A 15,822-nucleotide genomic window follows, 5' to 3' on the forward strand; every position below is an offset into this window, starting at 1 on the left:
TAGATGAGATATTTTTTACCATTGTTCAAATTAGGAGTGAAACGAAGAAGTAAAGATTTTTTTATTTTATCTTATAATATTGTTTTTCCAGTAATCATCATCATACTATTAGGATATTTAACATCAAAATCTTATGGAGAGGAATTTACATCATACAATTATTATACCATTGTTACAATACCATTTTGTGTTTTTATGGGAATCATTAGTGTTTCATATGCAGCACAGGATGAAAAAGTTTCAAATACATCATATCGTTATATGATTTCTCCTATTTCAGTAGCAAACTTAGTTCTTTCAAAACTCTTCTCTTGTACAATAATACTTTCACTATGCAATTTGATAACTTTATTTTTGTTAATAGATATTTTTCATATGAGTTTTGGTGGAAAATTTTTAGCTGTTATTTTTCTTTTGACATGTGAATCAATTGTAGTATCATCCATTGGATTGTTTTTGGGATTTGTTTGTAAAAATTTAGATATGTTACGTAATATCATTAATATACCAATAGTGATTTTTGGATTTTTAGGAGGAGTATTTTTTCCAGTTAGCTCATTAAATTCAACTATTTCATTAATAATAAATATATCACCATTAACATGGATTAATAGAGCTATAGTTGCTTGTATATATGATAATAACTTGCATCTCCTTTTTAATATATCATGCATATTTATAGTCACAAGTATATTTATAACAATACTTACAATTAAATTTTTCAAAAAGGAGGTTTTTATATAGTGAATTTAATAAACATTTTTAATAATAATTTAAAAAGAAGTATGAATAAGAGATTAGTTTTCTTAGTTACAATCTTATTCCCTATAATTGTAGTAATACTTGGGATATTGGCAAATTACATAAGTAAACCATCTTTCAATATTGGTATTTTAAATGATTACAAAAACGAACAACTCCTAAGCGAATCTGAAAAAAGAATATATGATAATACAATAATAGCTTTAAAAAATACTCAAGGAATCAATGTAGAGATTGCAGACCTTAAAACAGTTAAAACTGATATTATAACTGGGAAGTATTCAGCTGTTATACATTTTAATAAGAGTGATTTTAAGTTATATTCTGTAAAAGATAAAAATACGAATGATATATTAAAGTATTTAATAGAAAGATATAAAAAAGACCCAACTCCTATAGATATAAGTGAACTAGAAGAAAATACCTTAGGTATATTACAAAGAATAATTGCATTTATCGTATTATTTCTGATGATAACATCCACTGTAACAGCATCAATGATTATCAAAGATAAAAACTCAGGTACATTTACAAGAGTACTATATTCTCCACAAAATATAAAAGGATATGTGTTAGGAAATATGTTATATAATTTTACAGTAACATATTTTCAGTACTTAGTTTCAATATCTATAATTAAGTTATTTAAGGTTGATATTGGCATGGATTATATAGACTTGGTTTGTTTAGGAATTTTGGTATCAGCTTTAGCAACTTCTTTTGGAACATTTGTATCTTCTTTATTCAATAAAGAAATGTATGCAAATTTATTTTCTACATGTATAGCCCTTATAGTATCACTTATTGGTGGTTCATTTATTCCAATTGAGAAAATGCCAACAATGTTACAAAATATTAGCATTATAAGTCCAATACGATGGTTTATTAGTTTTGTGACTTATGTGGAAGAGAGAAAAGGAAGTTTTTTTAATATGGGTTATATTTTCATTTTAATAGCCATGACATTAGTTTTATCTTTATTAGCTATGAAGTTTACTAAAAGAAGCAAATACTTGAGTCATAATAATTGACTAATATAAAACTTTGTATAATACAAAAGAGCCAATAATCTCTAATTTTCAAAGGTTATTGGCTTTTATTATTGTATCTAATCATTTTACTGACATTCTAAATCCAAAATATAAATTTTTAGTATAACCATTCCTTAGTATCAAAGCACATTTTTTGTATGTCATCAATAAAGCAACTTACATGGTATCCATCAGTAGATGCATGATGAACTGTTATAGAAAGAGGGAGAAGTATTTTTTCATCTTTTTGATAGTATTTACCTGCTTCAATCGTAGGGAAAAAATAATTTTCAAGACCATGATTATGCACAGTAAAACTCTTAAAACTAATCCAGGGAATACAAGAAACAGTATAACAGTTTTTTGGTGGATTTGGTTTTGCTAGAAAACCATAATTTTTTCCATATTCTTTAATATCAGCTAAATAATTTTCATAGAATATCGAAAAATCTTTATCATATTCTGTCCATATTGATGAGAAAGTCTTATCATCATCATGAAAGATTGCATAGAATGGTGTTAATGTACTCCAATAACCAAGTTCATCTTCATCATATGCAATTTTTAATTCTTTATATTGATTTAAGCAAGTCGTTATTATGTATAAATATACTGGGTAAAATTTAATATTTCTTTCTTTCGTTTCATTAATTAAATTAGTAATGTCTATTTCTATAGTTAAATCAAATCCTACATTTGTCATTTTTGAAAAATAGTAAAAATGTGTATATCGTTCCCATTTTTGTAAGTCAATTTTATGGAATTCTCGTTTACTCATATGAAATCACCATATCCTTTATAATACTTATTTGATTATCAATATCTTCATTTGTAATCTTTAAAACAGGAGAAGATGTTTTCATACTATCAAATAAAAACATTATGTGTATTGCAATTGTTTTAGAGTCGCATTTTTTAAATTCACATTTAGATTGTCCATAGTCGATTAAATTTGAAAGCATTGTGATAGCTGAATTATATCTTTTATTCATATAATCACGTTGGTCCTTTTCTACAAAAGCAAATTCATGTATTGCAAAATTCAAACCACAATATTTACTTTTTATATCATTTTTTTGTTGCTGTAAAAAATATTCTAGCATATGTTTAGCTGATATATTTTCCTTGATACCCTTATCTAATAAATTTTGAGAGTCGTCTTTATGAGTATTTAGTATATTAATAAAAATTTCTTTTGTTGAATTAAAGTGTCTATACAGTCCACCACGACTTAAATTACATGCTTCACAGATATCTTTCATTGTTACATCACTATATCCTTTATCAGCAAATAACCTTATTGATGTATCAATAATAAATTGTCTAGTTTGTTCTCCTTTTGTTGGCATATGCTTTAACCTCCTTATTAACGACATGAGTGTCACTTTAATTATGAGACACATGTGTCGTTTTGTCAAGCCGGATTTATTCTCTATAAAGTGAATGTACAATAAAATAATATTAATTTATAAAATGGTTGGACAATACAAGAAGCATGATTTATTTTTAAATTGATATGAAGAGTAATTAAATAGTAATAATATTATTGACTTTTAAAACTTACGTGTGTAATATATAAGTTACTATCAATTATATATTTACCTACATATTTTTAGGATATACTTAAAAACATAACAAAAGTATAGAGTAGTTATGTTCATAAGATTCCTTTAAACATAAAACTTACATATGTAATATATAAAATAATAAGGGTGGTTTGTATGAGAAAAAATAAAAAAACAAGAAAAATGATAATTTTTGGTTTTCTAATTTGTTTACTTGTAGTTATTGTTGGTTTTTTAGCTAAATTCATATTAGAGGGACTCAATAAAAGCAAACCAGATGAAGTATTTAAGCAATATATGTCTTTTGCAAATGAAAGACAATATGAAAAGATGTACGACTTGTTAGATGAAAAGAGTAAATCAGAAATTAAAAAAGAAAAATTTATTTTAAGAAATAAAAAAATATATGAAGGAATTAATTCACGTAATATAAGTGTAAAGATTAATGAAGTTAAAAAAGAAAAAGATAGTGACAAAATAATAAAATACGATTCGAAGATGGATACCTTAGCAGGAGAAATTTCATTTTCAAATGAAGTGCCATTAAATAGAGATAAAGATGGAGATTATAGAATAAGATGGAAGTCAGATGTTATATTTCCAGAACTTGAAGAAGATAATACTATAAGAATATCAAAGCTTAAAGCCAAAAGAGGAAATATTTTAGACCGAAATGGAGTAATGATTGCAGGACAAGGCCTTGCATCAATGATAGGTCTAGTTCCTGAAAAAATGAGTGATAATACAGAAGACTTAAAAAAATTATCTACTTTATTAAATATACCAGTTGAACAAATTCAAAAGAAATTAAATGCATCTTGGGTAAAAGACAATTCAATGGTACCTATAAAAACCATCGAAAAAATAGAAGACAAAGCATTACAAGACTCACTTCTTAGTATCCCAGGAGTTAAGATATCTAATACAGAGGTTAGACAGTATCCATTAGGTGAAAAAGCTGGGCATCTAACTGGATATGTTCAAAATGTAAATGCAGAGATATTAAAGGAAAAAGAAGGTAAGAGATATAATTCTAATAGCATAATTGGTAAGATTGGTTTAGAGAGTTTACTGGAAGACAGGATACGTGGTATTGATGGATGTGAGATTATTATAGCTGATAGATATGGAGACAAGAAAAAAACTCTAGTAACTGAGCCTAAAATAGATGGAGAAGATGTAAAATTAACTATAGATTCAAAACTACAAAGTAAATTATATGAACAAATGAAAAATGATAAAGGCTGTGCAGTAGTTATGAATCCTAAAACAGGAGAAATCTTATCCCTTGTAAGTAGTCCATCATACAATCCAAATGAATTTATACTAGGGATGTCAGAAGATAGATGGAAGGAAGTCAATGAAAATGAAAACAAACCAATGTACAATAGATTTAAAGCACGATTATGTCCTGGGTCTTCTTTTAAACCAATCACTGCTGGTGTTGGTTTAACGACAGGAAAGCTTAATTCAAATGAAAACTTTGGACACAGTGGTCTTAGTTGGCAAAAAGATTCTAGTTGGGGGAGCTATAAGGTAACTACATTAAAAGATTATGGTAACACTGTAAATATGAAGAATGCATTAATTTATTCTGACAATATTTATTTTGCTAAAGCAGCATTAAAAATAGGGGAAGATACATTATCAAAAGAGTTGTTAAAGCTTGGTTTTGAGGAAACTATGCCATTTGAATTTGGAATATCTTCTTCAAGATTTGGTACTGACGATAAATTTGACACTGAAATACAATTAGCAGATAGTGGATATGGTCAGGGGAAGGTTCTAGTAAACCCAGTACATATGGCATCAATGTATTCAACTTTTGTAAATAATGGAGATATGATAAAGCCATACCTTGAATTTAAAGATAATTCACATGCTGAATTTTGGAAGAAAGGTGTATTTTCCAAACAGTCTGTAAAAATTATTCGTGATGATTTGATTCAAGTTGTTGAAAATCCTAATGGTACTGGTCATAGTGCTATGACTAAGGGAATTACTATTGCTGGTAAAACTGGTACAGCAGAAATTAAAGCATCTAAAGATGATATTACAGGGACAGAACTTGGATGGTTCAATGCTTTTACTGTAGATGAAAATAGTGATAAACAGTATCTGGCAATTGCTATGGTTGAAGATGTAAAGAATCGTGGAGGAAGCCATTATGTTATACCTATTGTTAAATCAATATTTGAAGATTAATTTTTCTTAATTTTAGGATTAATCTTATTCACTTAAGAATTGTATTTTATGTGAATTATTTTATGATTTCTTGGTAAACTTTAAAGTAATTAAAGGAGTTGTCTTAAAATTGTTTTTCTTAATCAAATTTTAAGTTCAACTTCTTTTTTTAGTTTTTATATGTTACTTTTTATTAATTATTTTTTAATCTATATTTTAAAATTTAATATTGAATAAATTTGAACATGAAAGATAAAGTATATGCATTAAAAGATTCATTAAATAAGTTTTTTTAGAAATTTAACCATAGGCAAAATAATGGATTATAATACCTAGTATAGTTGATTATGAAGATAGAAATAAAATAGATAATACATTATTAAAAAATCATAATTATTTCCATATAATAACAAATATATAATGTTATATAATATTAATACTATTAAAAAAATGTTAAAAGAAGAGAGGCATTTATTGTTGAAGAAAGGTAAATAGAGGAGTATAATGAACAATGATAACTAATTTTAGAGGTATCTATATACAAAGAAATTATATATTTTTAATAAATAATTTAAAGTTATCAGAAGAAATTAGAAAAAACTTTTTTATTCCTAGATGAAACTGAAGGGGGGACTGTATGAGAAGAAAAAGATTTCTAATCACTTTAAGTATGGGGCTTCTTTTTTCCAGCCTAATATCTATTTACTTGGTCTACAATTTGCAAGGGAATGCCAGAGTAATTAATTATGCTGGTATTGTACGTGGAGCAACACAACGTCTAATTAAACAAGAATTGAATCATCAGCCAAATGATAAATTGATAAAAAAATTAGATGATATTATTCAGCAACTTCAAGGTAGAAGTGGTGTGTATAATATTGCTTATGTAGATGATAGTGACTTTCAAACCAGCATGATTCAAATGGAAAGAGAATGGGAACGTTTAAAGCAAGAAATATATATTGTTCGTAATGGAGGAAAAAGCACTACACTTTATAAAGATAGTGAAGACTTTTTTGATTTAGCAGACAAGACAGTTTTATCTGCTGAAAAATTTAGCGAGAGTAAAGTTTCTTCAGCTGAAAATGTTTTGATTGTTTTAAATCTTTCATTTGCTTTATTGATTATTTTTATTTATATGTATGATACTAAACAAGATATTTTACAAAAGAAACTTGAACTAGCAGAAGAGGATAATCAGAGAAAAAGAGAACGTCTTATTCAATTAGCTGAAGACTTACAGGCTCCAATGAATGATATTTCAGAGCTTTTATATATCAGTGATTTAGAGACTTATGATTTATTATTTTTAAATAAGGCAGGTATTGAAAGTTTTAAGGTTGACCAAATAAAAGGGCAGAAATGTTATAAAGTACTACAGGAAAAAGATGAACCTTGTGAGTTTTGTACAAATCCTTATTTAAAAGAAAGTGAAAATTATACCTGGGAATTTACGAATCCAGTAACAGGTCGTCATTATCTGTTAAAAGACCGTTTAATTGAATGGGAAGGTAAGCCAGCAAGAATGGAGATTGCGTTTGATACCACAAAATCAGAAGAAGAGAAAATAAAATTACGATTTACACTTGAGGCTGAAAAAATAATTACAGATTGTGTAGATATTTTATATAGAGATAGCGACATTGAAAAAGCAACTATATCTGTGCTTGAGAAGTTAGGAAGTTTTCTATCTGCTGACCGTTCATATATTATTTATATTCGAGATGGTCTAATGTATAATGATTATGAATGGTGTGATGAGCATATCTTGTCGCAAAAAAGCTATCTACAAGATCTTCCACTATCTACTATTGAGCGATGGATTCCATATTTTAATAATAAGGAATGTATAGTTATAAAAGATTTAGAAGAGATTAAATCTACATCACCAGGAGAATACCAAATATTACATAATCAATCTATTACTAGTCTTGTTGTAGCACCATTAGAACATAATGGAGAACTCATAGGTTATTTAGGCGTTGATAATCCACCTCCAGATAAAATTATGAATATTGCATCATTACTTCAAACACTTTGCTACTTTATTTCCCTTGCCAGTCAACATTCTAAAACTCAGGAGCAATTATCAAAACTAAGTTATATTGATAAACTTACTTCATTCTATAACAGAAATCGATTTATGGAAGATTCGCAATCACTTACAAAAGTTGATATTTCTATAGGAATTATTTATTTAGATGTGAATGGTTTAAAGGATATCAATGATAAATATGGGCATGAGATGGGAGATAAGTTATTAATAGAATGTGCAAGACGAATGAAACTGGTGTTTCATTATTCTGATTTTTACCGTTTAGGTGGAGATGAATTTGTAATTATTTGTCGTGAAATTGAAGAAGAAGTTTTTAGTAAGAAAATAATAGAATTAAAAGGAGAGTTTAGAAAAAGACCTACTTGCCAAGTTGCTATAGGGTCATATTGGGCGAATACAGTTGATGACATAGGAGAAATAATAAAAAATGCAGATGCAGAAATGTATGAAGATAAAAAAGCTTTTTATCGTAAACACTCTGTTTCTCAGAGATATCGACATCATAGTGATGAAATGTTACATTTAAGCAAACCTGAGGTTCTTGAAAGAGAAATACAAAACAATCGTTTTCTCGTTTATTTACAACCTCAAATTTCTTTCTCAGACCGTTCAGTTGTGGGTGCAGAAGCACTTATACGTTATTTGGATAATTCTAATTCACTTGTAGCTCCAAATAATTTTCTTCCTATATTAGAAGCATCTGGACTATTAAGTAAAATAGACTTCTATGTATTTGAATCTATTTGTAAAAAATTTAGAAATTGGATTGATAATGATGTTCCAATCGTTCCAATATCTATAAATTTTTCAGAAGAATCACTAGAAACACCAGAATTTGTGAATTGTTTAGTGTCAACCTGTCAGGCTTATCAAGTTCCTACCAAATACATAAAAATTGAAATAACAGAAAGAGTACATGATGAGAATCATCTTGATGTGAAAAAAATCATATCAGATTTAAGAGATGTTGGTTTTGCTATTGCAATTGATGATTTCGGAACTGAGAATGCAAATTTAGCACTGCTCTCTGAAGTTGAGTTTGATATATTGAAATTAGATAAGAGTCTAATTGATAATATTGTATCGAATCCTAGAACAAAGGTGATTATGGAATATATTACAGGAATATGTCATAAATTAAATATTTATATGGTTGCTGAAGGAATTGAAACTGAGGAACAATTTTCTACGCTATTACAATGTAGAGTAGAGACAGCACAAGGATATTTATTTAGCAAGCCTATACCAATCGACGAATTTGAAAATAATTATCTAATAGAAAGTCATCTATTGAGTTAGATGACTTTTTTTATTATGAATATGTATTTTCATGTTATTGATAAAATTGATGGACAAGTTTTAGATAAAAAATCAGGTTAATTATAATAAAATCAAGTAGAACACATTAATTAAAATAAAAATTAATAAATTGAATAAATAATTAGCAAGAAAAGATTATAATAATATGGTTTTTCTGAATAGATACGATATTGATTTTTCTGTTGATTTTTTTAGACATATCACATGTTATCATACAAAAAATTAAAATAGTGGCAACAATTGAGGATGTGAGGGAGAGTTGCCACTATTTCGTATAGGGTATTATATTATGTTTTTAAGCTAGTTTTACTATCTTCTATGCTTACATAATAACTCTTGTGTATGAATTTAATAGATAATTCATATGAAAATTATGTGAAGTTTTTAGGTTTTATAGTAAATATATTAGAAGTTATAGATTTTTTTGTCATTTAATATAGATAATGTTATTTTAGCTGCTAAACTACCATTAGAATAATCTTTACTTTGGATATTTGTAGCAAAGAAATAAGTATTTTCATTTTTTTCTACATAACCTATAAACCAACCATTTACATCTTTCCCATTTATAGTAGCAGTGCCTGTTTTGCCAGAAAGTGAGACACCATCCTTTTTTGATACTATCAATGAATCTTTTACAGCTTCTATATTTTTATCTTTAAAATTAAACTTATTTGTATAGAAATCTCTAAGTAATTTTACCTGTTCAATAGGTGAAATTTTTAATGAGGATTCTAGCCAAAAACGTGAGATACCTCCTGAAATATCACAATTACCATACTTAATCTGTTTAAGATAAGTTTGTATATCTTTTATACCTGTTTTTTTATCTAGATAATGAAAGTACCAATTTACGGAGTTCTCCATAGCAGAAAATAAGTCTTGGTCTTTATTCCAAGAGTTAATAGAATGAAGTTTTCCATCCCAAGGGATGTATGAATTATTTTTTGTTATAATCCCATTTTCTAATCCCAATAAAGCACTATAAATTTTATAAGTAGAATTTGGAGAAATTCTTTTTTTACTTTTTTCCTCATTGTAAATATGATATTGATTGGATTTTAAATCATACATAACAAAACTTCCATCAAAACCTTTAAAGTATTTGCTTAGGTCTTCATACATAGTTTGACTATTTGTAGGTTTATATTCTTCATTAACATCCGCCATAATGGATAATGTAGGGCTATTTCCAAATACAATTAAAGCAATCAATGTAAAAATTAAAAGGCTTTTTAGTTTTAAAAATTTTGACTCAGTATGAAAATTTGTTATCTTCAATAATCGCCTTTTAATTTGTTGTTTTGACCCACCAATATCTGATGTAAGTGTGAGATTAGAGGGTTTTGAAATATTATCTACAAAGTTTATTAGTGTTTGTCCATATTCTATATAATCATCTTTATCAAGTTTCTTTAGAACTGAAATATCACATGCAATTTCACGGTCTACTCGCATTTCTTTAAGAGCATACCATACAAGAGGGTTAAACCAGTATAATATTTGGAAAAAACACATTATATAATTTATCAATATGTCTCTATTTTTAGAATGTTGTAATTCATGAAGTAAAATATATTTTATATCTTTTAAAGATAATTTAGATATAGACTTATCTGGTAATATAATATGTGGTTTAAAGTATCCAAATGTAATAGGTGTATTTATGATGCAGGATTTACATAATATAAAATCTTTATTTATACCAATATCTTTTTTACATTGTTCAGATAGTAAAACTATCTCATCATCATCTAAAATATGTGCAGATTTTTTCATATTTCTTATTTTAAAATTACAATGAATCGTGATAACTATCATAATTGAAATACCAATCATCCATAATGTTAATAATAAAATATTTAAACTATCAAAATTAGATTGATTCAGAGATACTGAAAAATCCTTTAATGTATTTGAGTGATTAATAATACTATTTGAGCTATTTTTTATTATATAAGTATTAGCAGTATTATTTTCAATTTGAGTAAAACCATATAGATAGTTAAGCATATTTCCAAGATTAATGTATTTAAGAGGGATAAATGGAATTATTAATGTTATAAGCAATATAAATCCAATATTATAGTGGCATTTTGCAGAAATGTGCTTATTAAATATCTTTTTAATAAATAAAATTGCAACAATTAATAATGATAGGGTTAATGTACTGAATAGGAATCGTATAAAGAATGGAGCATACATATTTACTTATCCTCCTTAGTCACCCTTTTGTTTAAAATCTCTTTCAATTCCTCAATATCATCTTCAGATAGTTTATCGTTTTCTAAAAAGTTTAGCACCATAGAATTAAGAGCACCATTATAAAAACGATTTAAGAAAGAACGACTTTCTGTAGCTACATATTCTTCTTCTTTAACAAGTGGAGTATAAACGAAAACTCTACTATTTTTTTCATATGTTAAAGCTCCTTTTTTAACTAATCGCAATAGCATTGTTTGAATAGTTTTAGGACTCCATGTACTTGTTTCTACTAATTTTTCAATTACTTCATTAGTGCTAATAGGAGCATATTTCCAAACAATCTTCATAACTTGATACTCTGCTTCTGAAATTTGTGGTACTTTTTTCATGATTATACCTCCTTATACTTACATTTGTAATATATAAAGTATATTATCATTAATTTAGTTTGTCAATTAGTAAAAACAGCTCATTTATAACTCCTAAATAACTAGATATAATTAAATTTAATTCTTAGTTGAGTTGTGTAAGTATAGCTTTAAGTTAAATAAATGTGTATATTGACAGCTAAAAATATAGTTGATATACTTATTGTTGATATAACAACTAAAAAGGGGGATATAGAAATGATAATCACGGTTATAAATGGAAGTCCTAGAAAAAATGGGGCTACATCGAAGGTTTTGACTTGTTTGTGCAAAGATATTGAAAGATTAATTCCAACAGTAGAAATTAATTATTTTGATTTAAGTGAAGTCAATCCATCGTATTGTATTGGTTGTTTAAATTGTTATAAAATGGGGAAGTGTATTAATCAAAGTGATAAAGTAGAGTACATTCATGATATAATTACTAAGAGTGATGGTGTTATATTTGGTAGCCCTACTTATGGAAGTAGTGTAACTGGGCTTTTCAAGGTATTTACAGATAGAGCACATATGATGTTGGAAAGATTATTGTATCGTAAGCCATGTATAGCAGTTACTACATATGAAAATGCTCGTGGTTCAAGAGCAATTTCTTTTATGAAATCGATGATATTAGATTCTGGGGGTTACACCTGTGGTAATTTATCTATAAAAACTGGATTTAATCAGAATCCTATAACTGAAAGAGTAGAATTAAAGATACAAAAAGTATCTAAAAAATTTATTTATTGCATAGAGGAAAATAAAAATCCGCCTGTGTTTTCTCAAATCTATAACTTTATTGCTATGAATGTTGTTTTAAAGCCAATGGCTTTTAAAAATATTGAGCAATATAAAGGAATAATTGATAGATGGGAGGCGCAAGGGATTATCTAAATGGAGGTAAAATGAAAGATTTTGAGGAACTATATGAAGTTACAACTAAGCTAGTAAGTACTTCATTGAAGGTAAAAGATGATTTGAAAAAAATGTTTAAACAAAATGGATATGATATAACAGCTGATCATTATGCGTTATTAAGATTTCTATGGGAACAAGATGGAATTTCTCAGATAGATTTATGTGAAAAATCATGTAAGGATAAATCCAATACTACAAGAATCTTAGATGTTATGAAAAATAAAGGATTGATTGTACGTAAAGTAGATGCTAAAGATAGACGTAAGTTTCAAATATTCTTAACAGATTTAGGTAGAGAATTAGAAGAACCATTAAATAAAATTGCAAGTATGTATGCAGTAGAGACATTTAAATCTATTTCTGATGAAGAGTTACCCTTGTTTGCTAAGATTTTAGATAGAATTGGAAAGTAGATACAAACTCTATTTTAAGAAGTCTTTTTAACTATTAATGATACAAAATGATAGAAAGAGGGATAAGAATGAGTTCTAAGATTTATTATTTTTCTGGCACAGGGAACTCTTTAGTAGTTTCTAAGGCTTTAAAAGGGATGCTAAATGAAAATAAGGAAGTAATACCATTAGCTATACATAGAAAAAAGCAAAATATAGATATAAATGAAGATATACTAATAATCGTTTTTCCTGTGTATTTTGCTAATGCTCCTGATATAGTAAAATCTTTTGTAGATAAATTAAATTTTAATAGTAATACTCATATATATGCTATTGCCACTTGTAATGGAGTAGCTGGACATAGTTTGTTTACTATAGATAAGTTGCTTAAGAAAAAGGGCAAAAAATTATCAGCTGGTTTTATAATTGATATGCCTGGCAACGCTTTGACAACACCTTTAGATGTTGAAGAAGAGAGATTAAGGAATTTAACTAATAGAGTATCTGAAATTGCAAAGTATATCAATAATTCTGAAAATGGAAGTATAGAAGGAAAGAATAATTTAAAGTCATATATAGATAGTGTTATGCTTCGTTTAGTAGGGAAGAATATGCAAATTGCAACTACTAAATTTTTTGCAGAGAGTAAATGTAATGGATGTGGGACATGTAAAAAGGTTTGTCCTGTAGACAATATAAGTATAGTTGATAAAAAGCCAAAATGGGGTAATGAGTGTGAAAGATGTTTAGCTTGTTTTCACTGGTGTCCAAAAGAGGCTATAAATATAAAAAAATCGTTTTTAACAGATAGAAAGAAGTATCATCATCCAGATGTTACTGTTAAGGAGATGTTTTTAGATAAGTAGATATATTTAACTTGTATTAATAACTATCTTATTAAATAAAAATTTTAGAGTAATAAAGAGAAAAATACAGTAATCTTATGAGAGGATTATAAATAGTAATATGTAATCGTATAATATAGTAGAGATTAAAAAGAATGATATATAAATATATAAGATTATTAACATGAAAATAAAAGCGCCTCATAAATAAAAGTTTTTGAGGCGCTTATTGTTTATTTAAATTGGTATCTATTATTTTATAATCTCAACCATTTTTTTTATATCCTCTGATGCCATTTCAAACTTTGACTTTTCAATCAATATGTTTCCACCAGTCATGATATAGGATGGAAATATTCTTAATTTATCATAATAAAGTTCATTGTTACGAAGTTTATATGTTGAGATAGAAGGGATAGCATTCTTTTTTGTATGTTTTTTAGTAATCATGTTAAAAGATTTTTTTGCAACATCTCCCATCAACATCACTACTTCTAAATTATCGAATAATTTAATTTCCTCTTCTAAAATAGGCATGTGTAATTTAATTGTGTTACTAGTTATTGTATACTCTGATTTAGGGAGCTTTACTGCATTGGTTATATAGATACCCATATCTAAAATATCATTTATATTAGATACTTCTATACCTGCATTGTTGAATAAAGGGATAGTGGTTTTTAAGTAATCAGCATCTTCATCTATACTGTAAAAATCGTCATTAGGGTTATTTGGTACAACTTCATTAATCATAATAGTTTTTATGGTATCTGTGTCTATTGTTATATTAGGAAGATATGATGTTATTTTGTCGTTATCAAAAAGATTATTCTGCTTAATAAATTCATTTAAAGTTGATTTTATATTTGTTTTCATATAATGTATCTCCTTAGTCTAAAGCTTTAAATACTATAAAAATAGTTTTAAAGTATATAATTTTAAAACATAATAACATATCAAATACGACAACAGAATGTCATGTTTAATTAATAACCTTATCTAAATTTAGAATTTATTAGAGCATCTGCTTGTTCATAGTCATCTTTATGTACATAAATTGAGTACTCATAAGAAAAATCTTCTTTTTGTCCTAAATTTCCAAGAATCATTTTATTTGAAAAAGACCCTTTAGAGTAAGTATTGTTCCTTACTTTATACTTATATTTAATTTTATTTACTGACAATATACTGCATATCTCATTAAATCTATCTAAAGAGTATCCTCGGAAAAGCTCAGTTCTATTTAAAATCATAAAGAAAACCTCCTTATAAAAGTAAGTTATTGAAAATAGTTGAGAAATGGACTATAAGTTGTTATAAATAAAAGGTAGCAAAATTAAATTGATTTGTAAAGTTTTTAAGAGTATTATACTAGTAACAAAATGAATAAGTTACAGATATATAATTTTAAATAAAATATGTAAATGTGATTACATAGACTCAAAGGAAAAATTTTAATGAAAAAAATATCACAAGAAAAAGTAAGTACATATACTAAAGAAGTATCTCAAGAAAAGATTGAACAATGGAAATCGGTATATGAAAAATATAAAGATACTTTAAAAGTAAATTCTAAACCTATTTCAGAAGTAATAGAGTTTTTAAAACAAAAATATACTGTAAAGGAAGAAAGTTCAGAAGAGTTTAAGGATGTAATTATCAATAATATTAAATTAAATAAGCCTTTCTCAGAAAAGATTACCAATAATGCAGAATTAAAGCCTATTGTATTTACAATTCAAAATGAAGGGAATGCAAAAAAATTATACGATGCACAAGAAGAAATTTATAGTGGTTGTACAATTACAGTGGGTATGGAATTTGAAACAGGATGTGTATTTGTAGAGGGTAGTGATGAGCTTAATGATGAGATAACTGCCTTTAGAGGATTAGATAAATATGATATAAATAATTATTATCTAGTAGCAAACTATGTTAGATGTCTAAAGAAATATGAATTAATAGATTAGTACATGATTTAAAAATTATAGAATAAATTTAAGGCTAGTATAATTATAAGGAATAAGTTTAAGTCTAAGTCTAATACAATTAAGTTTAAATCTAATATAAATGTTAAACATAAATTTAGATAGAGTTGTCAAAATAAAATTGGCAACTCTATTTTTTTATT

Annotated in this window: 14 protein-coding genes; 8 read left to right on the plus strand and 6 right to left on the minus strand. The window is 26.7% G+C overall.

Going from position 1 to position 15,822, the window contains the following annotated elements; translation table 11 throughout:
- Positions 1-3: 3 nt before the first annotated feature.
- Positions 4-744: an ABC transporter permease gene (locus ACTG46_RS02660; RefSeq protein WP_479923543.1), complete on the plus strand. Its 741-nt coding sequence runs from the start codon at positions 4-6 to the stop codon at positions 742-744.
- Positions 744-1,793 (plus strand): ABC transporter permease, encoded by a 1,050-nt coding sequence (locus tag ACTG46_RS02665; RefSeq protein ID WP_479923544.1) that lies wholly within the window; start codon positions 744-746, stop codon positions 1,791-1,793. Before ACTG46_RS02660 ends, ACTG46_RS02665 begins: the two co-directional genes overlap by 1 nt.
- A 118-nt stretch (positions 1,794-1,911) precedes the next feature.
- Here ACTG46_RS02665 and ACTG46_RS02670 read toward each other — a convergent pair whose 3' ends face one another.
- On the minus strand, positions 1,912-2,571 hold the full coding sequence (locus tag ACTG46_RS02670) for a CatA-like O-acetyltransferase (protein ID WP_479923545.1): 660 nt from the start codon (positions 2,569-2,571) through the stop codon (positions 1,912-1,914).
- The gene (locus ACTG46_RS02675) at positions 2,564-3,142 is read right to left on the minus strand and encodes a TetR/AcrR family transcriptional regulator (RefSeq protein WP_407963890.1); all 579 of its coding nucleotides are present in this window, start codon (positions 3,140-3,142) and stop codon (positions 2,564-2,566) included. The genes ACTG46_RS02670 and ACTG46_RS02675 overlap by 8 nt, the downstream gene beginning before the upstream one ends.
- Positions 3,143-3,514: 372 nt before the next feature.
- On the opposite strand from ACTG46_RS02675, the gene ACTG46_RS02680 reads away from it, so the two are divergent.
- Together ACTG46_RS02680 and ACTG46_RS02685 are read left to right on the plus strand one after the other, a co-directional pair.
- Positions 3,515-5,563, plus strand: coding sequence for a penicillin-binding transpeptidase domain-containing protein (locus tag ACTG46_RS02680; protein WP_479923546.1), 2,049 nt, complete (start codon positions 3,515-3,517; stop codon positions 5,561-5,563).
- A gap of 616 nt (positions 5,564-6,179) precedes the next feature.
- Positions 6,180-8,897 carry a sensor domain-containing phosphodiesterase gene (locus ACTG46_RS02685; RefSeq protein ID WP_479923547.1) on the plus strand — a complete coding sequence of 906 codons (2,718 nt, stop codon included), beginning with the start codon at positions 6,180-6,182 and terminating at the stop codon, positions 8,895-8,897.
- 426 nt (positions 8,898-9,323) lie between these two features.
- On the opposite strand, the gene ACTG46_RS02690 is transcribed toward ACTG46_RS02685, so the two are convergent.
- Positions 9,324-11,123 carry a BlaR1 family beta-lactam sensor/signal transducer gene (locus ACTG46_RS02690; RefSeq protein ID WP_219673842.1) on the minus strand — a complete coding sequence of 600 codons (1,800 nt, stop codon included), beginning with the start codon at positions 11,121-11,123 and terminating at the stop codon, positions 9,324-9,326.
- A 2-nt stretch (positions 11,124-11,125) separates the two neighbouring features.
- Positions 11,126-11,512 (minus strand): BlaI/MecI/CopY family transcriptional regulator, encoded by a 387-nt coding sequence (locus ACTG46_RS02695; RefSeq protein WP_054269009.1) that lies wholly within the window; start codon positions 11,510-11,512, stop codon positions 11,126-11,128.
- Between the two features lie 237 nt (positions 11,513-11,749).
- Here ACTG46_RS02695 and ACTG46_RS02700 point away from each other — a divergent pair, with 237 nt between their 5' ends.
- The 3 genes from ACTG46_RS02700 to ACTG46_RS02710 all read left to right on the plus strand — a co-directional run bounded on the left by ACTG46_RS02700 (position 11,750) and on the right by ACTG46_RS02710 (position 13,712).
- Positions 11,750-12,427 carry a flavodoxin family protein gene (locus ACTG46_RS02700; RefSeq protein WP_479923548.1) on the plus strand — a complete coding sequence of 226 codons (678 nt, stop codon included), beginning with the start codon at positions 11,750-11,752 and terminating at the stop codon, positions 12,425-12,427.
- A gap of 11 nt (positions 12,428-12,438) precedes the next feature.
- Positions 12,439-12,864, plus strand: coding sequence for a MarR family winged helix-turn-helix transcriptional regulator (locus tag ACTG46_RS02705; protein WP_074179993.1), 426 nt, complete (start codon positions 12,439-12,441; stop codon positions 12,862-12,864).
- 68 nt (positions 12,865-12,932) lie between these two features.
- Positions 12,933-13,712, plus strand: a complete 780-nt coding sequence (locus ACTG46_RS02710; protein ID WP_479923549.1) for an EFR1 family ferrodoxin — start codon at positions 12,933-12,935, stop codon at positions 13,710-13,712.
- A gap of 231 nt (positions 13,713-13,943) precedes the next feature.
- On the opposite strand, the gene ACTG46_RS02715 is transcribed toward ACTG46_RS02710, so the two are convergent.
- Positions 13,944-14,567, minus strand: a complete 624-nt coding sequence (locus ACTG46_RS02715; protein ID WP_479923550.1) for a uracil-DNA glycosylase family protein — start codon at positions 14,565-14,567, stop codon at positions 13,944-13,946.
- Positions 14,568-14,686: 119 nt separating this feature from the next.
- Complete coding sequence (locus ACTG46_RS02720) at positions 14,687-14,944, minus strand: hypothetical protein (protein WP_054269014.1); 258 nt, start codon at positions 14,942-14,944, stop codon at positions 14,687-14,689.
- Between the two features lie 204 nt (positions 14,945-15,148).
- On the opposite strand from ACTG46_RS02720, the gene ACTG46_RS02725 reads away from it, so the two are divergent.
- Positions 15,149-15,661: a hypothetical protein gene (locus tag ACTG46_RS02725; RefSeq protein ID WP_479923551.1), complete on the plus strand. Its 513-nt coding sequence runs from the start codon at positions 15,149-15,151 to the stop codon at positions 15,659-15,661.
- Positions 15,662-15,822 lie beyond the last annotated feature (161 nt).

Source organism: Clostridioides sp. LIBA-7678 (assembly GCF_056716065.1).

What these genes read in the sequence shown, in the direction of transcription:
- ACTG46_RS02700 (WP_479923548.1), top strand. Translation starts at nt 11,750, where the DNA reads ATGATAATCACGGTTATAAATGGAAGTCCTAGAAAAAATGGGGCTACA.
- ACTG46_RS02675 (WP_407963890.1), bottom strand. Translation starts at nt 3,142, where the DNA reads ATGCCAACAAAAGGAGAACAAACTAGACAATTTATTATTGATACATCA.
- ACTG46_RS02705 (WP_074179993.1), top strand. Translation starts at nt 12,439, where the DNA reads ATGAAAGATTTTGAGGAACTATATGAAGTTACAACTAAGCTAGTAAGT.
- ACTG46_RS02670 (WP_479923545.1), bottom strand. Translation starts at nt 2,571, where the DNA reads ATGAGTAAACGAGAATTCCATAAAATTGACTTACAAAAATGGGAACGA.
- ACTG46_RS02710 (WP_479923549.1), top strand. Translation starts at nt 12,933, where the DNA reads ATGAGTTCTAAGATTTATTATTTTTCTGGCACAGGGAACTCTTTAGTA.
- ACTG46_RS02685 (WP_479923547.1), top strand. Translation starts at nt 6,180, where the DNA reads ATGAGAAGAAAAAGATTTCTAATCACTTTAAGTATGGGGCTTCTTTTT.
- ACTG46_RS02715 (WP_479923550.1), bottom strand. Translation starts at nt 14,567, where the DNA reads ATGAAAACAAATATAAAATCAACTTTAAATGAATTTATTAAGCAGAAT.
- ACTG46_RS02695 (WP_054269009.1), bottom strand. Translation starts at nt 11,512, where the DNA reads ATGAAAAAAGTACCACAAATTTCAGAAGCAGAGTATCAAGTTATGAAG.
- ACTG46_RS02725 (WP_479923551.1), top strand. Translation starts at nt 15,149, where the DNA reads ATGAAAAAAATATCACAAGAAAAAGTAAGTACATATACTAAAGAAGTA.
- ACTG46_RS02690 (WP_219673842.1), bottom strand. Translation starts at nt 11,123, where the DNA reads ATGTATGCTCCATTCTTTATACGATTCCTATTCAGTACATTAACCCTA.
- ACTG46_RS02660 (WP_479923543.1), top strand. Translation starts at nt 4, where the DNA reads ATGAGATATTTTTTACCATTGTTCAAATTAGGAGTGAAACGAAGAAGT.
- ACTG46_RS02680 (WP_479923546.1), top strand. Translation starts at nt 3,515, where the DNA reads ATGAGAAAAAATAAAAAAACAAGAAAAATGATAATTTTTGGTTTTCTA.
- ACTG46_RS02720 (WP_054269014.1), bottom strand. Translation starts at nt 14,944, where the DNA reads ATGATTTTAAATAGAACTGAGCTTTTCCGAGGATACTCTTTAGATAGA.